The sequence below is a fragment of the Hydrogenophaga sp. NH-16 genome, assembly GCF_004006415.1.
Taxonomy (GTDB): Bacteria; Pseudomonadota; Gammaproteobacteria; order Burkholderiales; family Burkholderiaceae_C; genus Hydrogenophaga; species Hydrogenophaga pseudoflava.
Genome location: NZ_CP029344.1, coordinates 3,026,413 through 3,051,029 on the forward strand (window position 1 = coordinate 3,026,413; position 24,617 = coordinate 3,051,029).

Below are 24,617 nucleotides of genomic sequence, written 5' to 3' on the forward strand. Positions count from 1 at the left end.
CCGCGCGATTCAGCGCTTGCGTGTCCGGATGCCGAGCGCTGCGCGCTGCTTGTCGATGCGCTCTTTCTTCTTCCTGTCCATCTTCTCGACTTCTTTGCGCTTGGTGTAGCCGGTGGTGTCAGCCCAAGTCCACCAGGCAACCGTCAAACCGAAAGGCACCGCGACCCACCACCACGACACCCCGGCCATGAAACCGATCTCCAGGTATCTCATCAGCAACAAGGCAATTCCGACAGCCAACAAATACATCACACCCTCCGGTAAAGGTCCGATAAAGACGGGCAAACTTCTGTAAAGAAGCATGGGGCGTCCCCGACCGACTCGCTAGAATCGCGGCTCGTGAGCTTCTCACTTATTCCCACGAGGACAACACCATGAAACGCGCTCTGATGATTATGGCTGCGATGGCCGCTATCTCCACCTCCGCCATGGCTGATCAGGCTCTGGCCACTGCCAAGAACTGCATGGCCTGCCATGCGGTCGACAAGAAGCTGGTCGGCCCCTCCTACAAGGATGTGGCCAAGAAGTACGCGGGCGATGCCAAGGCCGTCGACATGCTGGCCGGCAAGATCGTCAAGGGTGGTTCCGGCGTCTGGGGTGCGATTCCCATGCCGGCCAACACGCAAGTCAGCGATGCCGAAGCCAAGAAGCTGGCTGCCTGGGTGTTGAGCCAGAAGTAAGCCACTTCGCACAGTACACGCCAACAAAAAGCCCGCTGGAACCCAGCGGGCTTTTTTGTCGCCCGGTGCCGTTGTGCAGGCACCAGGGCAGCTCCAAGAAGATCAGTTGTTTTCCGACAGTTGGTCCAGGATCGCCGGGTTTTCCAGCGTGGAGGTGTCCTGGGTGATGGCCTCGCCCTTGGCGATCGAGCGCAGCAGGCGGCGCATGATCTTGCCCGAACGGGTCTTGGGCAGGTTGTCGCCAAAGCGGATGTCCTTGGGCTTGGCGATCGGGCCAATCTCCTTACCCACCCAGTCGCGCAGTTCCTTGGCGATGGCCTTGGCCTCGTCGCCGGTGGGGCGCGAGCGCTTGAGCACCACGAAGGCCACGATGGCTTCACCCGTCAGGTCGTCCGGACGGCCCACCACGGCGGCTTCGGCCACCAGGTCGGTCTTGCCCACCAGGGCCGACTCAATTTCCATCGTGCCCATGCGGTGGCCCGACACGTTCAGCACGTCGTCGATACGGCCTGTGATGCGGAAATAACCCCGGTCGGCGCTGCGCACGGCACCATCGCCAGCCAGGTAGTAGCCCTTGAGTTCTTCGGGAAAGTAGCTCTTCTTGAAACGTTCGGGGTCGCCCCAGATGGTGCGGATCATTGAGGGCCAGGGCTTCTTCACCACCAGAATGCCACCCGCGCCGTTGGGCACGTCGTTGCCCGTCTCGTCGACGATGGCGGTGGTGATGCCCGGCAGCGGCAGCGTGCAGGAACCCGGCACCAGCGGCGTGGCGCCCGGCAGCGGGGTGATCATGTGGCCACCGGTCTCGGTCTGCCAGAACGTGTCCACAATGGGGCAACGCTCGCCACCCACGTGCTTGTAGTACCACATCCAGGCTTCGGGGTTGATGGGCTCGCCCACCGAGCCCATCAGACGCAGGCTGGTCAAGTCCCAGTTCTTCGGATGCACCTTCTCGTCGCCTTCGGCAGCCTTGATCAGCGAGCGAATGGCCGTCGGTGCGGTGTAGAAGATCGTGCACTTGTGCTTTTCGATCATCTGCCAGAAGCGGCCGGCGTTCGGGTAGGTCGGAACGCCTTCGAACACGATCTGGGTGGCGCCGGCAGCCAGCGGGCCGTAGGCGACGTAGCTGTGGCCGGTGATCCAGCCGATGTCGGCCGTGCACCAGAACACGTCGTTGTCCTTCAGGTCGAAGGTCCAGTTCATGGTCAGGTTGGCCCACAGCAGGTAGCCCCCGGTGCTGTGCTGCACACCCTTGGGCTTGCCGGTGGAACCGGAGGTGTAGAGCACGAACAGCGGGTGCTCGGCACCGACCATCTCGGCCGGACAGTCGGTGGACTGCCCCGCCATCACGTCGTGCATGAAGCTGTCACGACCCGCCACCATGTTGCAGGCGGTGGGTGTGCGCTGGAACACGATCACGTCCTTGATCGTGTCGCAGCCGCCCATGGCGATTCCTTCGTCCACGATTGACTTGAGCGGCAGCTCCTTGCCGCCCCGCAGCTGGTAGTTGGCGGTGATCACGGCCACGGCGCCAGCGTCCTGGATGCGCTCCTGCAGCGCCTTGGCGGAGAAGCCGCCGAACACCACGCTGTGGGTGGCGCCGATGCGGGCACAGGCCTGCATGGCCACCACGCCCTCAATGGTCATGGGCATGTAGATGACCACGCGGTCGCCCTTCTTCACGCCACGCGCCTTCAGCGCATTCGCAAATTGCGACACCTTGGCCAGCAGTTCCTTGTAGGTGACCTTGGTGACCTCCCCGCCGTCGGCTTCAAAAATGATCGCGGTCTTGTTCTCAACCGGCGTGCCCATGTGGCGGTCCAGGCAGTTGAACGAGGCGTTCAGTTCGCCGTCCTCAAACCACTTGTAGAACGGCTTGTTGGACTCGTCCAGCACTTTGGTGAAGGGCTTGCTCCAGGTCAGGGTCTCGCGGGCGCGCTGGGCCCAGAAGCCTTCGAAGTCTTTTTCGGCCTCGGCACACAGGGCGTTGTAGGCGTCCATCCCCGAAATCCGGGCGGCCTTGCGGATGGCCTCGGACGGTTCGAAGACGCGGTTTTCGACCAGGGTGGATTCAATCGACGACGAAGGCGTGGACATGTACAGGTCTCCTCTGGGATGGGGAACAAAGAACCCGGCGAATGTGCGCAAGGGCTCTTACGAGCCACTTACATGGACTGGCGCATCCTGAGACCATTTTCAGGGACCCAGGTGGCGGGGGCTTCTACAATTCCGCACAGTGCGCAAGCCTTGAGCCAGCGCCAGTCTAATCCCTACCCTGCCCATGAGCGACCCCGTCAAAACCCCCGGTTCCACGCGCGCCCTGCCCAACCTGATTTTCGCCAGCCGCTGGCTGCAGCTGCCGCTGTACATCGGCCTGATCGCGGCACAGGCCATCTATGTATTCCACTTCTGGGTGGAGCTGGTTCACCTCATCGAAGCAGCCTTCGGCAATCAGAACGCGCTCGCCGCCCTGGTCAAGAGCATCGGCTACAAGGACGGCTTCGAGGTCACCGCCCTGAACGAGACCATCATCATGCTGGTGGTGCTGGCGCTGATCGACGTGGTGATGATCAGCAACCTGCTGATCATGGTCATCGTCGGCGGCTACGAGACCTTCGTCAGCCGCATGCACCTGGAAAACCACCCCGACCAGCCGGAGTGGCTGAGCCACGTCAACGCATCGGTCCTCAAGGTCAAGCTGGCCACCGCCATCATCGGCATCAGTTCGATCCACCTGCTCAAAACCTTCATCAACGCCGCCAACTACGACCAGAAGGTGCTGATGTGGCAGACCATCATCCATGTGGTCTTCCTGCTCAGCGCCATGGCGATTGCCGCCACCGACCGGATCATGCACCCGGTGGCCGAAACGCCTGATCACTGATCCGATTGCCCCCAAGAACCATCCCCGGAAACGCCCCATGACCACCATCCGCCAGAACGACCTCATCGAGTCGATTGCCGCCGCCCTCCAGTACATCAGCTACTACCACCCGGCCGACTACATCGCTCACCTGGCCCGCGCCTACGAGCGCGAGCAGAGCGCTGCTGCCAAGGACGCCATCGCGCAGATCCTGACCAACAGCCGCATGTGTGCCGAAGGCAAACGCCCGATCTGCCAGGACACCGGCATCGTCAATGTGTTCCTCAAGATCGGCATGGACGTGAAATGGGAAGGCTTCACCGGCAGCATCCAAGACGCCATCGACGAAGGCGTGCGCCGCGGCTACAACAACCCCGACAACAAGCTGCGAGCCTCCGTGCTGTCGGACCCGATCTTCGAACGCAAGAACACCAAGGACAACACGCCGGCCGTGGTGTTCATGGAGGTCGTGCCCGGTGACAAGGTCGATGTCATCGTCGCAGCCAAGGGTGGTGGCTCCGAGAACAAGTCCAAGGTCTACATGCTCAACCCCAGCGACAACATCGTCGACTGGGTGCTCAAGACCGTGCCCACCATGGGCGCCGGCTGGTGCCCGCCGGGCATGCTGGGCATCGGCGTTGGCGGCACCGCCGAGAAGGCGGCGCTGCTGGCCAAGGAAGCTCTGATGGACGACATCGACATGTACGAGCTGCTGCAGCGCGGCCCGCAGAACAAGCTCGAAGAGCTGCGCATCGAGCTGTACGAGAAAGTCAATGCGCTGGGCATCGGCGCCCAGGGCCTGGGCGGCCTGACCACGGTGCTCGACGTCAAGATCAAGACCTACCCGACGCACGCGGCCAGCAAGCCCATCGCCATGATTCCGAACTGTGCGGCCACGCGCCACGCCCACTTCGTGATGGACGGCTCCGGCCCGGTCTACATGGACCCGCCCAGCCTGGACCTCTGGCCCAACGTGCACTGGGCGCCCGACTACAACAAGTCCAAGCGGGTGGACCTGAACACGCTGACCAAGGAAGAAGTGGCCAGCTGGAAGCCGGGACAAACCCTGCTGCTCAACGGCAAGATGCTGACCGGCCGCGATGCTGCACACAAACGCATCCAGGACATGCTGGCCAAGGGCGAGCAACTCCCGGTGGACTTCACCAACCGCGTCATCTACTACGTGGGCCCGGTCGATCCGGTGCGCGAGGAAGTGGTCGGCCCAGCCGGCCCGACCACCGCGACCCGCATGGACAAGTTCACCCGCATGATGCTGGAGAAGACGGGTCTCATCGCCATGGTCGGCAAGGCCGAGCGCGGCCCGACCGCCATCGAGGCGATCAAGGATGCCAAGAGTGCCTACCTCATGGCAGTGGGTGGCAGCGCCTACCTGGTGTCCAAGGCCATCAAGGCCGCCAAGGTGGTGGGCTTCGCCGACCTGGGCATGGAAGCCATCTATGAGTTCGACGTGGTCGACATGCCCGTGACGGTGGCCGTGGATGCCGGCGGCACCAGCGCCCACATCACAGGCCCCGCCGAGTGGGAAAAGCGCATCGCCACCGGCGAGTTCAAAGGCATCACCGTCGCCGCCGCTTGAAGACGATCGGCGTTTTCGACAGTGGTGTCGGGGGCTTGAGCGTGCTGCGCGCGCTGCTGGCGGAGATCCCGCAGGCGCACTTCGTGTACCTCGCGGACGGCGCCCATGCACCCTATGGCGAACGAAGCCCGCAACAGATCGCCGAACGCGCCCACCGGATCACGGAGGGCCTGCGCCACCACTTCGGCATCGACGCCTTGGTGGTGGCCTGCAACACGGCCACGGCGCTGGCCATCGAAGGCCTGCGCGCAGAGCATGCAGACTGGCCCATCGTGGGGGTGGAGCCGGCGCTCAAACCGGCCGCAGCCCTCACACGAACCGGTCACGTAGGCGTGATGGCCACACGAGGAACGGTCGAAAGCGAACGGTACTCCCGGCTGCGGCAGCGCCTGGAAAGCGGCTCGGACTCACCGCTCCACTTCAGCAGCCAGGCCTGTGACGGTCTGGCCGATGCCATTGAGCGCGACGACAAAGCCGCCATAAAAAGCCTCTGTAAGCGCTACTGGGAGATGCTCAAAACCGACCGGGAGGATCTACCGGCCATCGACACCCTGGTGCTGGGCTGCACCCACTACCTCTTCGCCGCCGACGTCATTCGTGCGCTGACAGGCCCGGAGGTCGCGCTGGTCGAGACCGGTGTTCCGGTGGCCAAACGCACACAGGCGGTGCTGAAAGATTTGCCAGACCGCCCACACGCCTCTGGCTCGCACCCTGGCGTCACGCTGCTCTCCACCGGCGACCCAGAACCTCTGGCCCGCGCGGCCCTCCGGTGGCTGGGACTGAATGTCCCAGGTCAGCAGTTCATCTGCTGAGCCGAGCCTGGGCTCAGGCTTCCGCCGCCAACGCAGCCCGTCGACCGCGCTCGACATCCACCCGCTGCAACAACAGCCATCCGGCCACGAACAGGACCGCCGTGGAGGCGATCGCCAGCCGCTGATTGCCGCCTGTACCCCAGGCGATGAGGCCATAGGTCAACGGCCCGATGATGCTGGCAAGTCGTGTGGCAAAGGTCCACAGACCGTAGAACTCCGCCAGCTGAGCCGCGGGCGCAAACAACCCCGCCAGCGCCCGCCCTGCCGACTGGCTGGACCCCATACACAGACCGGCGATGGCCGCTGCGTACCAGAATCCCCCTTTGGTCGTCGTGAGGGCAGCGATCACGCAGGTTGTCACCCAGCCCAGCAACGTCACGCTCAGCGCGCGCTTGTGGCCGATCCGGTCCTGCCAATGACCAAAGACAAACGCCCCCACCGCGGCGGCAATGTTCAGCACGAAGATCAGCACCATGGTTTCCTGCTGAACGAAACCGATGACCTGCTCCGCATAGATGGCGGCCAGCGCGATCGTGACAGCCACACCGCCCTGGTAGGCCACCGCACAGCCCAGCAGCCACATGAAGTCGCGGTACCGGCGGGATCTTCGGTAAGTGGTCAGCAACTGCGACCAGGCCTGCCCCAGTCCACCGCCGGAACGACGGGGCGCGCGCTCTCGCAACCAGGCAAACGTGCACAAGGATGAAATCGAAAACACGCCCGCGGTGATCCACATGGTCATGGGAACGAACTGCGTCGCCGGCTCACCGGCCGCCTGCGACTGGATCACCACCACCAGGCTCAATCCCAGCGCCAGCATGCCGCCGAGGTAACCAAAACTCCAGCCCCAACCACTGACCCGCCCCAAGGCCTCCGGACGCGCCAGTTCGGGGAGGAAGGCCGCGCTCAACGACTCTCCCCACGAGAAGAACACATTGGACAGCACGATAAGGACAACACCCAAGGCAACATCCCCCGGCCCCACTTGTGACAACCCCATCGTCGACACGACGCACCCCACGGTGCTGACAGCCAGCAAACGCTTCTTGGCACCATGACGGTCGGCCCAAGCCCCCACCATAGGCATGGTGAGCATCACGATGGCGTAGGAGAGGCTCAGGCTCGCCGTCCAGGCGAATGTAGCCCAAGGAGCACTGCCGGCCACGGCACCCACGAAATAGGCAGAAAAAACGGCCGTGAGAACGACCGTTGTGTATCCGGAGTTGGCGAAGTCGTACATGGCCCATGCAAACACCTCGCGCTTTCGCACGCCAGGGTTCAGGGCTCCGGCGGCCGTCTGCGACATGCGTCAGTGAAGATGGCGCGGCTTGCGGCCTCCCCCATGCCCCGATGATCCACCGTGGCCACGGGGAGGACGCCCCAGCTGCATCGAGTTCACCAAGGCATCAAAACGCTGGTTGAACAGGCGGTCAATCGAGGCCACCACATCGTTGAGCTCCGATGCATCGAAATGCCGCTCCATGATATGGACCACGTCCTGCACCAGCAGATCGCGCTGGACCTGCATGATCGCTGCCGGGGTTGGCCCCACAAAGCACATCATGAAGTCGTCACGCGCCTCTTCGTCTTCGGGCGCCTCTTCTTCGTCGAACTCGGTGTCGTAGAAAGACACCTCGATCGGGGCTCCGGCGGAGGCGATTTCATTCAGGCCCATGCAGGCCTCTTCGATCACCTGCCGGAAGTCGTCATCACCGGGGACTGTCCAGCACATCTGCAGCACATGCTCTTGTGCGTCAAATCGGATACCCGGCTCGTCCTCATAGGCACTTTCGGCAGCAGCAGCCAGGGAACGGGCACCGGCATACTGCCAAAGGGGCTTGAGCGCGTCCTGAATCTGGGCGTAGGCCACATCCTCGCGCAGAGGAACGTCCCCATGCACATGGATTTCAAAAGGCGCGTTGTATCGGGTCATGGAAACTCACTGTAGCGGCGAAAGCGCCCCACGCATAGTCGGGCGGTGGGCGTGGTGCCTCGAACCGGAATCGAACCGGTACGACCGGTTAGGGTCGGCGGATTTTAAGTCCGCTGTGTCTACCAATTTCACCATCGAGGCGGACTGCAAGGCATTGTCGCAGGTTCATCCCGGGGACCACTGCAGCGAGCCGAGAGGCAGCGCCTTCGCACGTCTGGCGGACAGCATCGAACCAAAGAAAAAACGGGAAGCGTTGCTTCCCGTTTTTGATGAATGGAGCGGGAAACGAGGTTCGAACTCGCGACCTCAACCTTGGCAAGGTTGCGCTCTACCAACTGAGCTATTCCCGCAAATCTCCAGAGTGACTGGAGGCGCGATCCGGAGTCGAACCGGACTAGACGGATTTGCAATCCGTTGCATAACCGCTTTGCTATCGCGCCAGATTCACCGACGCGAGGACCGCGTTGATGCAACCGACAAAAAAGGGAAGCCGGGCTTCCCTTTTTTAAACTGGAGCGGGAAACGAGGTTCGAACTCGCGACCTCAACCTTGGCAAGGTTGCGCTCTACCAACTGAGCTATTCCCGCATGTTTCTGACGTTTGGTGATGTTCGTCAGAAGCTGAAATTCTAGCGCAAAAAACGAGCCTTTTTCAAGGCCCACACTTTTTTTGCTCAGTGCTTGACGGCTCCAGGTGCCGGTGCAGGGGCACTACCCGCGGCAGCGGCCACTTGAGCTGCCACCTCTTCATCGGTCAAGGGCACCGGCTGGCGCTCCAAGGCAATGGACAGCACCTTGTCGATCCATTTGACCGGAACGATCTCAAGCCCTTGCTTGACGTTGTCGGGTATCTCGGCAAGGTCCTTGACATTCTCTTCAGGAATGATGACCGTCTTGATCCCACCGCGGAGCGCAGCCAGCATCTTCTCCTTCAGGCCACCAATGGCCGTGACCTCGCCCCGAAGGGTGATCTCACCCGTCATCGCGACATCTGCCCGGACCGGTATGCCTGTGAGTGCAGATACCAGGGCGGTGGTCATGGCCGCCCCCGCGCTCGGGCCGTCCTTCGGCGTGGCGCCATCCGGAACATGGATGTGAATGTCGCGCTTGTCGAACTGCTCATCCTTGATGCCCAGCTGTCGGGCACGGCTTCGAACCACGGTGCGCGCAGCCTCTACAGACTCCTTCATCACATCACCCAGAGAGCCGGTGCGGATGGTGCCGCCCTTGCCAGGCATGATGGCGACCTCGATGGTCAGCAGGTCACCGCCCACTTCGGTCCACGCAAGGCCCACCACCTGCCCGACCTGGTTCTGTTGCTCGACCCGGCCATACGTGTACTTGCGCACCCCCAGGAAGTCGCTCAGGTTGTCGGCGTCGACCACCACCGTGGGGGTGTATTTCTTGAGCAGCAAACCCTTGACCACCTTGCGGCAGATCTTGGAGAGCTCCCGCTCCAGTGAACGCACACCAGCCTCGCGGGTGTAGTAGCGCACGATGTCCCGCACCGCCTCTTCCTTGACCTCCAGTTCGCCATCGCGAATGCCGTTGTTCTTCACCTGCTTGAGCAGCAGATAGCGCATGGCAATGTTGGTTTTTTCGTCTTCCGTGTAGCCAGAAAGACGGATCACTTCCATGCGGTCCAGCAGGGCCGGCGGGATGTTCATCGAATTAGACGTCGCCACGAACATCACGTCCGACAGATCGAAGTCGACCTCGACGTAATGGTCACCGAAGGTGTGGTTCTGCTCGGGGTCGAGCACCTCCAGCAGTGCCGACGACGGGTCGCCCCGGAAGTCGGTTCCCAGCTTGTCGATTTCGTCCAGCAAGAACAGCGGATTGCGGGTACCCACCTTGGACAGGCTCTGCAGCACCTTGCCAGGCATGGCGCCGATGTAGGTGCGACGATGCCCGCGGATCTCGGCCTCGTCGCGCATGCCGCCCAGCGCCATGCGCACGTACTTGCGCCCGGTGGCCTTGGCCACCGACTGCCCGAGCGATGTCTTGCCCACGCCCGGAGGACCGACCAGACACAGAATAGGAGCCTTGACCTTGTCCACGCGCTGCTGCACCGCGAGGTACTCAAGAATCCGGTCCTTGACCTTCTCCAGACCATAGTGGTCTTCGTTCAGGACCCCCTCGGCAAACGCCAGATCGTGCTTGATCTTGGTCTTCTTGCTCCAGGGCAGCGCCACCAGCGCGTCGATGTAGTTGCGCACCACCGTGGCCTCGGCCGACATGGGCGACATCAGCTTGAGTTTCTTGAACTCGGCCTCGGCCTTCTTGCGCGCTTCGGCAGGCATCTTGGCGGCCTTGATCTTCTTCTCGATTTCCTCGATGTCCGCGCCCTCTTCGCCTTCGCCAAGCTCCTTCTGGATCGCCTTGACCTGCTCGTTGAGGTAGAAGTCGCGCTGGTTCTTCTCCATCTGGCGCTTGACGCGACCACGGATCTTCTTGTCGACATTCAGGATGTCGACCTCGCGCTCGAGCTGCTCGAACAGATTTTCAAGCCGCTTGTTGATCGGATCGAGATCCAGCACCACCTGCTTGGACTCCAGCTTCAGAGGCAGGTGCGCGGCGATGGTGTCAGCCAGACGCCCCGGATCGTCGATGCTGGAGATCGAGGTCAGGATCTCGGATGGAATCTTCTTGTTCAGTTTGACGTACTGGTCAAACTGCTGCATCACGGCGCGGCGCAGCGCTTCGAGTTCATTGTTCTGTGTCACCGAGCGCTCCTGCGCCGGATCGATAGGCGTGACGTGGGCTACGAAGTGGCTCTCACCGTCCACGATCGACAGCACCTTGGCGCGCTGGACCCCCTCCACCAGCACCTTGACGGTGCCGTCGGGCAGCTTGAGCATCTGCAGAATGGTGGCGACGCACCCCATCTCGAACATGTCGTCCGTGGATGGCTCGTCCTTGGCGGCGGCTTTCTGTGCCACCAGCATGATTCGGCGCTCGGCCTCCATCGCCGCCTCCAGCGCTTTGATGCTCTTGGGGCGACCGACGAACAGCGGAATCACCATGTGGGGAAAGACCACCACATCGCGCAAAGGCAACAGTGGCAGGTCTACGGGCGTGCTGGGCAGGGGGATTTGTCCGGACATTTCAGACCTCTAGATGTTTGACGGGCGAAAGCGGGTGTCGCACTCCGCTTGCTCTCGCCCTCTCGACGCACGCAATCAGGCCTGCTTGGCCGCCTCGCGGTACACCAGCAGGGGGGGCTTGTTTTCTTCGATGGTGGACTCGTCGACCACCACCTTTTCCACATTGCTCATCCCCGGCAACTCGAACATGGTGTCGATCAGCGCGTTTTCCAGAATGGAACGCAAGCCTCGGGCACCCGTCTTCCGTGCCAGCGCCTTGCGGGCGATGGCCTTGAGCGCCGCGGGTCGCACTTCGAGATCGGCCCCTTCCATGGCTAACAGCCGGGAAAACTGCTTGACCACCGCGTTCTTCGGTTCGGTGAGGATTTCGACCAGCGCGTCCTCGCTGAGCTCGGCCAGACTGGCAATCACCGGCAGCCGGCCCACCAGCTCCGGAATCAATCCGAACTTGATCAGGTCTTCCGGTTCGATATCCTTGAAGGCTTCTGTCAGGCTGCGCTGCTGCTTGCTCCTGACGACCGCGCCAAAGCCCATGCCAGACGCCTCGGTGCGGTTCTCGATGATCTTCTCGAGACCTGCGAACGCGCCGCCACAGATGAACAGGATGTTGGTGGTGTCGACCTGCAGGAAATCCTGATTGGGGTGTTTGCGGCCACCCTGTGGCGGCACGCTGGCCATGGTGCCCTCGACCAGCTTGAGCAGTGCCTGCTGAACCCCCTCACCCGACACGTCGCGGGTGATCGACGGGTTGTCCGATTTGCGCGTGATCTTGTCGATCTCGTCGATGTAGACGATGCCTTGCTGCGCACGCTCAACGTCGTAGTTGCAGCTCTGCAGCAGTTTGGCAACGATGTTCTCGACGTCCTCGCCGACATAGCCGGCCTCGGTCAACGTGGTGGCGTCGGCCATCACGAACGGCACATTGAGCATGCGCGCCATGGTCTGGGCCAGCAGTGTCTTCCCAGAGCCAGTGGGCCCTATCAGCAGGATGTTGCTCTTGGCCAGCTCGACGTCGTCCTTGCGTGCGGACTGCTTGTGCCGCAGGCGCTTGTAGTGGTTGTAGACCGCCACCGCCAGGGCACGCTTGGCAGCTTCCTGACCGATCACGTAGCTGTCGAGATTGTTTTTGAGGTCTGCCGGCGTGGGCAGGTCGTCGGACGCGGCCTTGACCGATTCCAGGCCGGGAAGTTCATCACGAATGATGTCGTTGCAAAGGTCGATACATTCGTCGCAGATGAACACCGACGGTCCCGCAATGAGCTTCTTCACCTCATGCTGGCTTTTGCCGCAGAACGAGCAATAGAGTGCCTTTTCGCCGGAAGCGGCTTTTTTGTCGGCCATGGTCTGGAGGTGGGACTACCTAGTGGGAAAGTTGGAAACAATGATAGATCAAGCCCGCCGGGCCCGAAACCAAGGAAAAGGACCCCATTCAGGGCGAAATCCGCCGTCAGAAGGCCTCTTTTCCATGATGGTCTTGACTGCGAAACCAATCAACCCGCCACAGGGCGCTTGTCGATCACCTTGTCGATCAGTCCGTACTCGGCCGACTCGGCGGCCGACAGGTAGTAGTCGCGCTCGGTGTCGCGCTCGATCTTGTCCAGCGGCTGACCGGTGCGCTCGGCCAGGATCTTGTTGAGCTGCTCGCGGGTCTTGAGGATCTCGCGGGCGTGGATCTCGATCTCGGTGGCCTGGCCCTGGGTACCGCCCAGCGGCTGGTGAATCATGATCTTGGAGTTGGGCAACGCGAAACGCTTGCCCTTGGCGCCGGCGGCCAGCAGGAAGGCGCCCATGCTGGCGGCCATGCCGGTACACAACGTCGACACATCGGGCTTGATGAAATTCATCGTATCGAAGATCGCCATGCCGGCGCTGACCGAGCCGCCCGGGGAGTTGATGTAGAAGGAAATGTCCTTGTCCGGGTTCTCGCTCTCCAGGAACAGCAGCTGCGCCACCACCAGGTTGGCGGACTGGTCATTGACCGGCCCCACCAGGAAGATCACGCGCTCCTTGAGCAGGCGCGAATAGATGTCGTAAGCGCGCTCGCCGCGGCCCGACTGCTCGATCACCATGGGCACCATGCCCAGACCCTGAATGTCCATTGCGCTCATGCGTTTCTCCAATGTGTGAGTGCGTGAATGTCACTACTGTAACCAACCCGGCAAAGCCGCGATCCGGGCGTCGGTTTTGCCCAAGGCTTGCATATGGCGTGCCCGCGTCAAAACACAAGGTGTGGCCCAAAACAAGAAGGGCGGATCACTCCGCCCTTCCGATGCGCTGTCACGGCGACGAGCGCCGCGCAGACCCTCAGGCCTGGCCCATCAGCTCGTCAAAGCCCACGGTCTTGTCGGTGACCTTGGCCTTGGACAGCACGAACTCGGTGACGTTGTTCTCGATCACCACCGCCTCGACCTCTGCCATGCGGCGGTTGTCGCTGGTGTACCAGCGCACCACATCGGCCGGCTTTTCGTAGGAAGAAGCCAGTTCTTCGATATGGGCCTTGATCTGCTCAGGCTTGGCATGCAGCTCGTGCGCACGCACCAGCTCGGCCACCACCAGACCCAGGCGCACGCGGCGCTCGGCCTGCTCCTGGAACAGCTCGGCGGGGATCGGGGCCTTGTCGGCGTCCTTGATGCCACGCTGCTTGAGGTCGGCGCGGGCGCCTTCCACCAGCCGATCGACTTCCGACTGCACCACCGACTTGGGCAGGTCCAGCTCGGCCTTGGCCACCAGGGCGTCCATCACAGCCTGCTTGTTGCGGGCCTGGACGCGGAACTTGACTTCGCGCTCCAGGTTCTTCTTGATGTCGGAGCGCAGGGCTTCGACCGTGCCGTCGGCGATGCCCAGCGACTTGGCCAGTGCCTCGTCCACCTCGGGCAGGTGAGCGGCTTCGATCTTGTTGACTGTCACGAGGAAGTCCGCCGTCTTGCCGGCCACGTCCTTGCCGTGGTAGTCGGCCGGGAACGGCAGCGGGAAGGTCTTGGACTCGCCCGACTTCATGCCGCGCACGGCGTCTTCGAATTCCTTGAGCATCTGGCCGTCGCCAACGATGAACTGGAAGCCTTCGGCCTTGCCGCCTTCGAAGGGTTCGCCATCGATCTTGCCGGCGAAGTCGATGGTCACGCGGTCGCCGTCGGCGGCCGCCTGGTCGGCTGCGCGCTGGGCAAAGGTGCGGCGCTGCTTGCGCAGGATGTCCAGGGTGCGGTCGATGGCCGCGTCGCTCACTTCCGTGCTGACCTTTTCAATCTCGGCGGTCGACAGGTCGCCGATCTTCACGTCGGGATACACCTCAAACACCGCGTCGAAGGTCAGCTGGCCTTCGGGGGCGCCTTCCTTCTCGGTGATCTGGGGCTGGCCGGCCACGCGCAGCTTGGCTTCGCCGGCGGCGTTGGCAAAGGCCTCCCCGACCTTGTCGTTCATGACCTCGTAGTGCACCGAATAGCCGTAGCGCTGGGCCACGACGTTCATGGGCACCTTGCCCGGACGGAAACCGTCCATCTTCACATCGCGGGCCAGGCGCTTGAGGCGCTTGGCCACTTCGTTCTGGATCACGTCGGCCGGCAGCGTCAGGGTGATCTTGCGCTCCAGCTTCTCCAGGGTTTCAACGGTCACGGTCATGGTTATCTCCAATCAGGAAGGCGGTCGACCAGCGGGGCCGGCCGGTGAGGATCTGTCTGTCGGTGCTGTGGTGCGCGGGGGGGGACTCGAACCCCCACACCATTGCTGGCGTCAGGACCTAAACCTGGTGCGTCTACCAATTTCGCCACCCGCGCGCCTGACACGCGGCGCCCACAGGCGTCGCAGGCGACCACCTGGATGCACGGGCGCCGCCGACGGCAACCTTCTATTGTATCCGTGCTCAGGTGTCCTTCCGCACCCGGAACCAGGCGGCGTACATCGCCGGCAGGGCCAGCAGCGTGAGCACGGTCGCTACGATCAGTCCGCCCATGATCGCCACCGCCATCGGCCCCCAGAACACGCTGCGCGAGAGCGGGATCATGGCCAGAACGGCCGCCGCGGCGGTCAGCACGATGGGCCGCATGCGGCGCACCGCGGCTTCGACGATGGCGTCCCAGGCCGGCACGCCGCGGGCGCGGTCCTGTTCGATCTGATCGATCAGGATCACCGAGTTGCGCTGGATCATGCCCATGAGGGCGATCACGCCCAGCAGCGCGACGAAGCCGAACGGGCGGTTGAGCAGCAGCAGCGCGCCCGCCACCCCGGCCAAGCCCAGCGGCCCGGTCAGGAACACCAGCAGCGAGCGACTGAAGCTCTGCAGCTGCAGCATCAACAATGTGAAGGTGATGAACAGCATGATGGGCAGGCCGGCGGCGATCGACGAGGAGCCCTTGCTGCTCTCCTCCACCGCACCGGCCACCTGCACGTGGTAGCCTGTCAGCCCTTTAGCCAGCCAGCCGGCCTCGGCCTGGCGCAGCGCCGGCAGCAGCTCGGCGGTCACGGTGGCGCCCTGCAGACCCTCGACCACGTCGCCCTGCACCGTGATCGCGTAGTCGCGGTTCTCGCGCCACATCACGCCCGGCTCCCAGCCGAACACCGGCTTCGCGATCTGTGACAGCGGGATGCTCCTGCCGCTGGCGGTCGGGATGTAGGCATTCTCCAGGCTGGTGATCGCATCGCGCTCGGACAGCGGCTGGCGCAGCACGATGTCGATCAGCTTGTCGCCGTCGCGGTACTGGCCGACGGTGCTGCCGCTCAGGATGGTGCGTGTGGCATTGGCGATCGACTGACTGGACACGCCCAGCGCGCGCGCCTTGGTCTGGTCCACCTCCAGACGCAGCGCCTTCACCGACTCGTTCCAGTTGTCGTTGACGCCACGCATGCTGGGGCTGGCCCGCATCAGGCCCTTGATCTCGTCAGCCAGCCCGCGCAGCACCACCGGGTCGGTACCCACCACGCGGAATTGAACCGGGTACGGTACCGGCGGGCCGTTGGGCAGCAGCTTCACCCGCCCGCGCACCTCGGGAAACTCGGTGGCCAGCAGCTCGGGCAGCGCCTTGCGGATGCGCTCACGGGCCGCGAGGTCCTCCGGCAGCAGGATCATCTGGGAGACGTTGGTCTGCGGGAAGATCTGGTCCAGCGGCAGGTAGAAGCGCGGTACGCCAGAACCCACCCAGGTGCTGACGCTCAGCACGCCGGGCTCGCGGGCCAGCCGGGTCTCGACACGCCGCGCCACCTCGTCCATCGCGGTCATGCTGGCACCCTCGGGCAGCCAGATGTCGACCAGCACCTCGGGCCGGGCCGAGTCGGGGAAGAACTGCTGCTGCACCTTGCCCATGCCGGCCATGCCCAGCACGAAGGTGGCGATGGTCAGGCCAATGGTGATCCAGCGGTGCTCGACGCACCAGTTCACCAGTGCCCGGAATTTCACGTAGAACGGGCCGTCGAACACCTCGTGCGCCGGCCCGGTGTGGACCTTGACCTTGAGCAGCCGCACGCCCAGGTACGGCACGAACATCACGGCAACCACCCACGAAATGACCAGCGCGATCACGGTGACCGCGAAGATCGCGAAGGTGTATTCGCCAACGGTCGAGTTGGCCAGCCCGATCGGCAGGAAGCCTGCCGCCGTGATCAGCGTGCCGGTGAGCATGGGCATCGCGGTCGCGTCCCAGGTGAAGGTGGCCGCCTTCATCATGGAATAACCCTCCTCCAGCTTGCGCACCATCATCTCGACCGCGATGATCGCGTCGTCCACCAGCAGCCCCAGCGCGATGATCAGCGAACCCAGCGAGATCTTGTGCAGGCCGATGTTCCAGTAGCGCATGGCCAGGAAGGTGATCGCCAGCACCAGCGGGATGGTGATCAGCACCACCAGACCGGGACGCACGTCCAGCACGTAGCGGCGCAGGCCGGTGCCACCTTCGCGGCGGTGCAGGCCCAGGCTCACGAAGCTGACCGCCAGCACGATCAGCACCGCTTCGATCAGCACCTTGACGAACTCGTTGACCGAGCGACTGACGGCACTGGGCTGGTCTTGCACCTGCACCAGTTCCATGCCCGCCGGCAGATGCCCGCGGATGTCGGCCAGCGCAGTCTCCAGCGCCTTCCCCAGCGCGATGATGTCGCCGCCCTTGGTCATGGAAATGCCCAAGGCGATGCTGTCCAGACCGTTGTGGCGCACCATGACCTGCGGCGGATCGGCATAACCCAGGCGGATCTGCGCGATGTCGCCAAGTCGCAGCTGCGTGCCGTTGGCGGCGCGGATCGGCATGGCCCGCAGCTGGTCGACCGAGCCAAAGGCCCCGGCCACGCGCACCTGCAGAACATCGTGCGGCGCCTGCACGGTGCCGGCGGGCTCGACCGCGTTCTGCTGGCCCAGCGCCGCCAGCACCTGCTGCATGTCCAGCCCCAGGGTGGCCAGCCGCTGGTGCGAGATCTCGATGAAGAGCTTCTCGTCCTGCACGCCGAACAGCTCGACCTTGTTCACGTCCTTCACGCGCAGCAGCTTCTGGCGCACCTCGTCGGCCACGCTCTTGCGTTCGGCCGGAGAAAAGCCCTCGCCCTGCAGCGCGTAGATGACGCCGAACACGTCGCCGAACTCGTCGTTGAAGAAGGGCCCGACCACGCCCTGCGGCAAGGTCGGCCGCATGTCGCCGACCTTCTTGCGCACCGTGTACCAGATCTGCTGAATCTCGGCCGCCGGTGAGTTGTCGCGCACCTGGAACAGGATCAGGGTCTCACCCGGCTTGGAGTAGCTGCGTATCTTGTCGGCATAGGGCACCTCCTGCAGCGTCTTCTCGATGCGGTCGGCCACCTGTTCGGACACTTCCTGCGCGGTGGCGCCCGGCCAGTAGGCGCGCACCACCATGGCACGGAAGGTGAACGGCGGGTCTTCATCCTGCCCGAGCTGGAAGTAGGCCGCGATGCCCAGCAGCATCAGCACGATCATGAGGTAGCGGGTGAAGGCCTGGTGGTCCAGCGCCCACTGGGACAGGTTCAGGCGCGAGATCCAGGAGTCCTGCGCGTCGGAGGGGTTGGGATGGCTCAGGCTCATCGTCCACCTCAGGGTTTCTGGGCCGCGGCAAAGCGGGTGACCTGCTGGCCGGGCGAGAGCACGTGCACACCGGCCGCGACGATTTCTTCGCCCTCCTTGAGGCCCGACACCACCAGCATCTCGTTGCCCTCGGCGCCCGACACCACCACAGGGCGCATGTTCACCCGGCTGCTGGCGGGGTCGAATACCCAGACCGCTGTGTCCTTGCCCCCTCCGTTCGCCTGGATCAGGGCGCTGGTGGGCAGGCGCACCGGTGCGGACACGGCCGGTGCGGCGGTGGCGTCGTCGGCGAACACCACCGACACGGTGCTGCCCAGCGCCACGCTCGCATCGGCGGTCAGGCCGAGCTTGACCTGGAAGGTCCGCGTCAGCGGGTCGGCGCTGGCGGCGATCTCGCGCACCTGGGCGGCCAGCGGCTCTGGCGACACCTGGCCCGAGGTCCACGGCCGCACCTGGGCCGCCTGGCCGACCTTCAGCCGCGCCACCCGGTCTTCCGGCACTGCGATCACGGCGTCGCGCGCGCCATCGCGCGCCAGCCGGACCACCGGCGCTCCGGCGGCCACCACCTGTCCCACCTCGGCCTCCACCGACAGCACCACACCTGGGCCATCGGCGAGCAGCCGGGCGTAGCCGGCCTGGTTGCCCTGCACCGCGCCCTGGGCGCGGGCCTGGCGCAGCGCCGCCTCCGCCGCGTCGAGGGCGGCCTGGCGGCGTTCGATTTCGGCACCGCTCACGAAACCCTGTGCCTTCAGGTCGGAGAACCGTTTGAAGTCGGCGGCGGCCAGGTCGCGCTGGGTCTGCGCCGCGACGATCTGGGCCTGTGCGGCCTGGGCCACGAGCGCCAGGTCCCGCGCGTCCAGCTGGGCCAGCAACTGCCCCGGCACCACACGCTGCCCCACTTCCACCGGCCGCTGCACGAGCTTGCCGCCGACGCGGAAGCCCAGGCGCGATTCGGTGCGTGCCCGGATCTCGCCCGCGTATCCGCTCTGGGACTGCACCGCCGCGCGGGACACCGTCATCAGCTTCACCGCCCGCACCGGTTCCTGGGGCACTTCGGGACGGGAACAGGCGCCCAGCAACAGGGCAACCACCAGGACAGGGACATGCAACAGTGTCTTCATGGCAAAAGCGGAGAGCGTTGGGAGAAGCAGTGAATCGGCAGTCATATTAATGACTGACCGGTTAGTAATCAATTCTAGCGCGATCGGCGTTCTGGTGTAGACGCACAATCCGGCGACTGTGCCCGCCACAACACCCTGTCTCCGCCCCGTCCCCGTCAACCCCTGCAGCGCCCGCCGCCCATGCCACCGTCCGCCAGCCCAATGACCACCGAGGTCGGTCACTATGAAAATTTTCCGGTGGCGTCCTGGCTCTGCCCGGCGGCGATCCGTCCGGCGGTGGTGGCGATCTACCACTTCGCGCGAACCGCCGACGACATTGCCGACGAGGGCCCGGCCACCGCGTCCGAGCGGCTGGACCAGCTCTCGGCCTACCGCGCAGCGCTGGCGCGCTGCCTGGCGTCGCCCGCTCAGCCCCCGGATGCGGCGCAGTGGCCCCAGGTGTTCGGTCCGCTGGCCCGGGCGACCGAGCGTCACCGGCTGCCGGGCGATCTGCTGCACGACCTGCTCAGCGCATTCGAACAGGACATCCGCCACACCGACAGCGGCCATGTGTATGCCGACACCGCCGAACTGCTGGCCTACTGCCGCCTCTCGGCCAATCCAGTCGGACGGCTGCTCCTGCATCTCTATGGCATCCACGACGATGAATCATTGCTCCAGAGCGATGCGGTGTGCAGCGCGCTGCAGCTGATCAACTTCTGGCAGGACATCTCGGTGGACCACGCCCGGGGGCGGCACTACCTGCCCGCCGATGCGCTGCAGGGCCAGGGTCTGCGGCTGGAAAACTTCTCGGCCGGCGCGCCGCCCGAGGTGCAGGAGCGCTGCCGACAGGTGGTGCGCCGTTTGTGCGAAGAAGCCCGGGCGCTGATGCTCGAAGGGGCGCCGCTGGCGCGCCGCATTCCCGGACGGGCCGGCTGGGAGCTGCGCCTGGTGGTCCAGGGCGGCCTGCGCATCCTGGACAAGATCGCCGCCATCGACCACCGAAGCTGGCTGCAGCGACCGACTGTCGGCAAGGCCGACCTGCCGCTGATGCTCTGGCGGGCGGTGTCCGGAGCGAACCTCAACCCCCGCCAACCGGCAGGCTGAAACCGAATCGGGCGCCTTCGCCGGGACGGGCAGTGGCCCAGACCCGGCCCCCGTGGCATTCGACGATGCGCCGCACCAGGGCCAGCCCCACCCCCAGGCCAGGAGCCGGAGCGCCCCGCGCGCGCTGGAACAGCCCAAACAGCTCGGTCGCTTTCTCGGGCTCGAACCCCAGACCGTTGTCGTGCACGAAATAGGCATGGCCACCCGGCACCGCCTCGCAGCTCACCTCGATGCGGGGCCGATCATGGCTGAGAGCGTGGTGCAGCGCGTTGTCCAGCAGCTCTTCCCAGACCCGGCGCAGCAGTGCCGCATCCGCGAAGGCGGGCGGCAGCCCCGGTGACAGCACACACGACACCGGATGGCTGCGCTGGCCCAGCTGAAGGTCCCGGAGGACCACCTGCACCATCTGGTTCACGTCCACACGGACCGGATGAAGATCCGCCGCCTGCAGCCGCGCCAGCGCGGAGACCGACTCCATCAGGTGCTGCAGCCGCCGAGTGGAATCCATCACCTTGTGTGACAGCCGGGTCACCTGGCCCGGCTGCCCTGCGTATGACGGGTCGCCCAGCAGTTGGGCGTAGCTCGCCACGTGCCGCAGCGAGGTCCGCAGGTCGTGGGCCAGCGCATGGGAAATGTCCCGCAGGGTCTGCTCGGCCGATGCCAGCCGTGCGGCGATGGCCGGATCACCCACGGTGCCGGTTCCCGACGGCGACGCCGGGTCCGAACGCAGCGCGAGCGGGTGGTGGGAATCTCTGGGCGAAGTCATGACAGGAAGGCGGCGTCCGGAAGAAGGCGAAAACCCTGCATGTGGCAAGCGCCCGACACTAACCGCTGTCGACGTGCAAACCTTTGCGTCCTTGCAGCCAGGACCCAACTCGGATGCATTTATTCATTACGAATGTGACGGCACGCGCAGTTTGTGATGCCGCCATCCGGGCCTCTGTGGCAAACCCGGGGTTCTCCCGGGCGAGAAGTGCAGCAGACCTCAAGCCCGGGAGGGACGCGCCGATGGATCAGGAACGGTCCGTCAAAACCAAGCTCCCCGCCGGCCGCGGCGAACCGCACGATCATGTCGCCCTCAGAACCACCTTTCACCGATCCGCCGCTGCCCTGCCTGGACTGCGCGGCGCGCATCAGCTGCCTGATCGGCCAGATGCCGCGCCCGCAGCAGGACCGTCTGGGCCCGCTGATCCGGGAACAGCGGTTCCGCAAAGGCGAGGTCTTGCAGGCCGAAGGCGCGGAGGTTGAAATGGTGCGCACCATCAAGCTGGGCACGGTGATGCTCACCCGCTCGGGGCCAGACCATGTGCCGCGTCCGGTGGCGCTGGTCGGGCGCGGGCATCTCATGGGGCTGATGGGCCTGCTCGGCCAGACCACGCAGGTCGGGGCGCAGGCGCTGTCGCCCGGACGGATCTGCGACGTGCCGGTCGCGGCCATGCTCGGCGCCTTGGTCAAGGACCCGGTGCTTCAGGACACCCTGCACGAGCAGATCTGCCGGACCGTCGCCCGCCTGGCCGACTGGGGACAGACGATGCGGCTGCGGGGCCTGCACCGCCAGCTGGTGGCTTCGCTGATGCTGCTGGCGCACGAACAGGGCACCCGCATGGTCCGCATCCCCAGCCACGTGGCCTTGTCCGAACTGCTGCGGACCACACGCGAGTCGGTGGCGCGTACGCTGCGGCAGCTGGAAGACCAGGGCCACCTGCAGCGCAACGACCGCTGGCACGTGACCCTGGCGCCGGGTCACGAGCGCGTGTTTGCCGAGGGGTAGCGGGCGCCGCTCAGGCCTTCTTGGCGTAGGCGCTGCACCAGCCGCCCGCGGCCACCGCCTTGCCCGGGAAGATGCCGCAGGGGCCCGAGGGCGCATCGGGCTTGCCGGTGTAGAGCGTGCAGTTGCCGCACTTCTGGGTGGCGGCGTGCTTGGGAAACTTCTTGCCGTCGGCCTTGTTGGTGTCGGCAACGTAGCCCAGGGCCATGGGCTGGGCGTCCTTCTCGTTGACCATGGGCAAGGTCTGTGCCTGTGCCGCGACAGCAGACAGCAGGGCCGAACCGGCGGCCACCTGGAACATGAACACGCGACGACTGGAATTCTTCATGGGTACCTCGTGGGGTTGTGTGCGAAATCGCGTTCGCAGCCTAAACACGAGGACTGAAGAAGCACTTAAGCAGGGCCGCATCGGCTGCGTACACTTGGCGTCCACCACCATGCCCATGAACCCGCAAGACTACGCCCAGCAGAAGGCCGCAGCCTCCGGCAGCAGCTTCTATTACGCCTTCCTGTTCCTGCCGCCCGAGCGCCGCGCCGCCATCACGGCCTTCTACGCCTTCTGCCGCGAGGTCGACGACGTCGTCGACGAGGTCAGCGACCTCGGTGTGGCCCAGGCCAAGCTGGGCTGGTGGCGCCAGCAGGTCGCCCAGGCCTTCGGGGGCCGGGCGGACCACCCGGCGCTGCAGGCGCTGATGCCGCACACCGCCACCTTCGGCATCGAGGCACGGCACCTGCTGGCCGTGATCGACGGCTGCCAGATGGACCTGGACCAGAGCCGCTACCTCGACTTCGCCAACCTGCAGCAGTACTGCCACCTGGTGGCTGGCATCGTGGGCGAGGTGGCGGCGCGCATCTTCGGCCAGACCGACCCGCGCACCACCGACTACGCCCACCGGCTGGGTCTGGCCTTCCAGCTGACCAACATCGTGCGCGACGTGGGCGAGGACGCGGCGCGCGGCCGCATCTACCTGCCGGTCAACGAGCTGCAGCGCTTCGACGTGAAGGCGCACGAACTGATCAAGCGCGGCGCCGCCCCCGGCATGGACAAGGCCGACTTCGAACGCCGTTTCCTGGAACTGATGCGCTTCCAGTGCGAGCGCGCGCTCTCGACTTACGACGAGGCGCTGGCGCTGCTGCCCGAAACCGACCGCCGCGCCCAGAAGCCGGGCCTGATGATGGCCAGCATCTACCGCACCCTGCTGCAGGAGATCGCCGCCGACCCCGTGCTGGTGCTGACGCAGCGCGTGAGCCTGACGCCACTGCGCAAGTTCTGGCTGGCGTGGAAGGTGCAAGCCTTGGGACGGTTGTGAAGCTGGCGGTTGTTGGTGCCGGCTGGGCAGGCCTGGCCGCCGCCGTGGAGGCGATGGACCTGGGCGCAGACGTCACCCTGTTCGAAGCCACTCGCACGCCCGGCGGCCGCGCCCGCGCCTTGCCCGCCACGCGGCCCGACGGCGTACCACTGCGGCTGGACAACGGCCAGCACATCCTGATCGGTGCCTACCGCTATACGCTGGGCCTGATGCAGCGCCTGGGCATCGAGCCGGAACAGGTCCTGCTCGGCACTCCGTTGTCCCTGCCCTACCCCGACGGCGGCGGCCTGCAGACGCCCGCCTGGGCCGCGCGATGGCCGGCGCCGCTGGACGCCGTGGCCGCGATCCTGACCGCGAGCGGCTGGTCATGGGGCGAGCGGCTTGCGCTGGTGCGCGCCTCGCTGGCGTGGCAGCGCTCGGGTTTTGTCTGCCCGCCTTCGCTCACGGTGGGCGAGCTGTGCCGCGCCCTGCCCGCCCGTGCGATGGACGAGCTGATCGAGCCGCTGTGCGTCTCGGCGCTGAACCTGCCCGCGGCCCAGGCCAGCGCGCAGGTGTTCCTGGCGGTCATGCGCGACGCGCTGTTCGGCCAGGGCTTCGGGCGCTGGTCCGCCTCGGCCCTGCTGCTGCCGCGCGACGACCTCGGCGCGCTGCTGCCCGACGCCGCCTGCCGCCATCTCGGCGCGCGGGTGCGGCTGGGCACGCGGGTCACGGACCTGCAGGACACTGAATCAGGCTGGACGCTGGCAGGCGACGGCTGGTCGGAAGACTTCGACCGGGTGATCTGGGCCACCGCGGCCAGCCACGCCGCGTCGACCATCGGCGCCGCCACCGGCGAGAGCGCCAGCAGCGCCGCGCGGCGCGACTGGGCGGCTCAAACCCGCCAGCTGGACTTCACCGCCATCACCACGGTCTATGCCTGGGCGCCTGATGCGCGCCTGCCGGCGCCCATGCTCGCGCTGCGCAACAGCCCCGACGCGCCAGCGCAATTCGCGTTCGACCGCGGCCAACTGCGCCCGGACGACCCGTCCGCCCAGGGGGTGCTGGCCTTTGTGGTCAGCGCCAGCGAGGGCGAACGCGACGAACTGCAGCAAAGGGTGCTGGCACAGGCTGGCCAACAGCTGGGATGGCCGAATCTGCAAGCCATCCAGACGGTGGTGGAAAAACGCGCCACCTTCGCCTGCACACCAGCGCTGAAGCGCCCAGCCACTGCCATCGCGCCGGGGCTCTGGGCGGCGGGCGACTACGTCGACGGCCCCTACCCGGCCACGATCGAAGGTGCGGTGCGCAGCGGTCTGGCTGCGGTGGCGCGGATCGGTTGACGCCGGTTTG

At 65.2% G+C, this 24,617-nt stretch carries 20 protein-coding genes and 5 tRNA genes; 8 read left to right on the plus strand and 17 right to left on the minus strand.

Annotation, left to right across the window (positions count from 1 at the left end; translation table 11 throughout):
* Positions 1–9: 9 nt before the first annotated feature.
* Complete coding sequence (locus DD542_RS14560) at positions 10–249, minus strand: TIGR04438 family Trp-rich protein (protein WP_066151530.1); 240 nt, start codon at positions 247–249, stop codon at positions 10–12.
* 125 nt (positions 250–374) lie between these two features.
* On the opposite strand from DD542_RS14560, the gene DD542_RS14565 reads away from it, so the two are divergent.
* Positions 375–680, plus strand: a complete 306-nt coding sequence (locus DD542_RS14565; RefSeq protein WP_066151532.1) for a c-type cytochrome — start codon at positions 375–377, stop codon at positions 678–680.
* A 102-nt stretch (positions 681–782) separates the two neighbouring features.
* Here DD542_RS14565 and acs read toward each other — a convergent pair whose 3' ends face one another.
* Entirely contained in the window at positions 783–2,777 is a 1,995-nt protein-coding gene (acs, locus tag DD542_RS14570; RefSeq protein WP_079365644.1) for an acetate--CoA ligase, read from the minus strand.
* A 184-nt stretch (positions 2,778–2,961) separates the two neighbouring features.
* Here acs and DD542_RS14575 point away from each other — a divergent pair, with 184 nt between their 5' ends.
* The 3 genes from DD542_RS14575 to murI are packed head-to-tail and all read left to right on the plus strand — an operon-like array spanning position 2,962 to position 5,952.
* Entirely contained in the window at positions 2,962–3,564 is a 603-nt protein-coding gene (locus DD542_RS14575) for a TIGR00645 family protein (RefSeq protein ID WP_066151536.1), read from the plus strand.
* Positions 3,565–3,601: 37 nt separating this feature from the next.
* Positions 3,602–5,140, plus strand: coding sequence for a fumarate hydratase (locus DD542_RS14580; RefSeq protein ID WP_079365643.1), 1,539 nt, complete (start codon positions 3,602–3,604; stop codon positions 5,138–5,140).
* A 41-nt stretch (positions 5,141–5,181) separates the two neighbouring features.
* Entirely contained in the window at positions 5,182–5,952 is a 771-nt protein-coding gene (gene murI, locus DD542_RS14585; RefSeq protein WP_347232078.1) for a glutamate racemase, read from the plus strand.
* Between the two features lie 13 nt (positions 5,953–5,965).
* On the opposite strand, the gene DD542_RS14590 is transcribed toward murI, so the two are convergent.
* From DD542_RS14590 to DD542_RS14650, 13 genes are all read right to left on the minus strand, one after another.
* The gene (locus tag DD542_RS14590; protein ID WP_127806139.1) at positions 5,966–7,258 is read right to left on the minus strand and encodes an MFS transporter; all 1,293 of its coding nucleotides are present in this window, start codon (positions 7,256–7,258) and stop codon (positions 5,966–5,968) included.
* Positions 7,259–7,261: 3 nt separating this feature from the next.
* Positions 7,262–7,885, minus strand: coding sequence for a DUF6806 family protein (locus DD542_RS14595; protein ID WP_066151545.1), 624 nt, complete (start codon positions 7,883–7,885; stop codon positions 7,262–7,264).
* Positions 7,886–7,937: 52 nt separating this feature from the next.
* Positions 7,938–8,026 (minus strand) — tRNA-Leu (locus tag DD542_RS14600).
* A gap of 133 nt (positions 8,027–8,159) precedes the next feature.
* Positions 8,160–8,235 (minus strand) — tRNA-Gly (locus DD542_RS14605).
* A gap of 16 nt (positions 8,236–8,251) precedes the next feature.
* Positions 8,252–8,325, minus strand: a tRNA-Cys gene (locus DD542_RS14610).
* Between the two features lie 71 nt (positions 8,326–8,396).
* Positions 8,397–8,472: transfer RNA gene (locus tag DD542_RS14615), tRNA-Gly, on the minus strand.
* An 86-nt stretch (positions 8,473–8,558) separates the two neighbouring features.
* Positions 8,559–10,991, minus strand: a complete 2,433-nt coding sequence (lon, locus tag DD542_RS14620; protein WP_127806140.1) for an endopeptidase La — start codon at positions 10,989–10,991, stop codon at positions 8,559–8,561.
* 75 nt (positions 10,992–11,066) lie between these two features.
* Positions 11,067–12,332 (minus strand): ATP-dependent Clp protease ATP-binding subunit ClpX, encoded by a 1,266-nt coding sequence (clpX, locus tag DD542_RS14625; protein WP_066151550.1) that lies wholly within the window; start codon positions 12,330–12,332, stop codon positions 11,067–11,069.
* A 149-nt stretch (positions 12,333–12,481) separates the two neighbouring features.
* Positions 12,482–13,099, minus strand: a complete 618-nt coding sequence (gene clpP, locus DD542_RS14630; protein ID WP_066151552.1) for an ATP-dependent Clp endopeptidase proteolytic subunit ClpP — start codon at positions 13,097–13,099, stop codon at positions 12,482–12,484.
* Between the two features lie 196 nt (positions 13,100–13,295).
* Complete coding sequence (tig, locus tag DD542_RS14635) at positions 13,296–14,606, minus strand: trigger factor (RefSeq protein WP_066151554.1); 1,311 nt, start codon at positions 14,604–14,606, stop codon at positions 13,296–13,298.
* A 68-nt stretch (positions 14,607–14,674) separates the two neighbouring features.
* Positions 14,675–14,761: transfer RNA gene (locus tag DD542_RS14640), tRNA-Leu, on the minus strand.
* Between the two features lie 86 nt (positions 14,762–14,847).
* A complete protein-coding gene (locus DD542_RS14645; RefSeq protein WP_127806141.1) occupies positions 14,848–18,003 on the minus strand; it encodes an efflux RND transporter permease subunit in 3,156 nt (1,051 codons plus the stop codon).
* 8 nt (positions 18,004–18,011) lie between these two features.
* On the minus strand, positions 18,012–19,124 hold the full coding sequence (locus DD542_RS14650; RefSeq protein ID WP_066151558.1) for an efflux RND transporter periplasmic adaptor subunit: 1,113 nt from the start codon (positions 19,122–19,124) through the stop codon (positions 18,012–18,014).
* Positions 19,125–19,325: 201 nt separating this feature from the next.
* Here DD542_RS14650 and hpnC point away from each other — a divergent pair, with 201 nt between their 5' ends.
* A complete protein-coding gene (hpnC, locus tag DD542_RS14655; protein ID WP_241559562.1) occupies positions 19,326–20,210 on the plus strand; it encodes a squalene synthase HpnC in 885 nt (294 codons plus the stop codon).
* Here hpnC and DD542_RS14660 read toward each other — a convergent pair.
* Complete coding sequence (locus DD542_RS14660) at positions 20,185–20,976, minus strand: HAMP domain-containing sensor histidine kinase (RefSeq protein WP_127806143.1); 792 nt, start codon at positions 20,974–20,976, stop codon at positions 20,185–20,187. The genes hpnC and DD542_RS14660 overlap by 26 nt on opposite strands.
* Before the next feature lie 303 nt (positions 20,977–21,279).
* On the opposite strand from DD542_RS14660, the gene DD542_RS14665 reads away from it, so the two are divergent.
* Entirely contained in the window at positions 21,280–21,981 is a 702-nt protein-coding gene (locus tag DD542_RS14665; protein ID WP_164868406.1) for a Crp/Fnr family transcriptional regulator, read from the plus strand.
* 10 nt (positions 21,982–21,991) lie between these two features.
* On the opposite strand, the gene DD542_RS14670 is transcribed toward DD542_RS14665, so the two are convergent.
* Positions 21,992–22,306, minus strand: coding sequence for a high-potential iron-sulfur protein (locus DD542_RS14670; RefSeq protein ID WP_079365636.1), 315 nt, complete (start codon positions 22,304–22,306; stop codon positions 21,992–21,994).
* A 115-nt stretch (positions 22,307–22,421) separates the two neighbouring features.
* On the opposite strand from DD542_RS14670, the gene hpnD reads away from it, so the two are divergent.
* Both hpnD and hpnE read left to right on the plus strand, forming a co-directional pair.
* Positions 22,422–23,288, plus strand: coding sequence for a presqualene diphosphate synthase HpnD (gene hpnD / locus DD542_RS14675; RefSeq protein WP_127806145.1), 867 nt, complete (start codon positions 22,422–22,424; stop codon positions 23,286–23,288).
* On the plus strand, positions 23,285–24,607 hold the full coding sequence (hpnE, locus tag DD542_RS14680) for a hydroxysqualene dehydroxylase HpnE (protein WP_127806146.1): 1,323 nt from the start codon (positions 23,285–23,287) through the stop codon (positions 24,605–24,607). The genes hpnD and hpnE overlap by 4 nt, the downstream gene beginning before the upstream one ends.
* Positions 24,608–24,617: the final 10 nt, after the last annotated feature.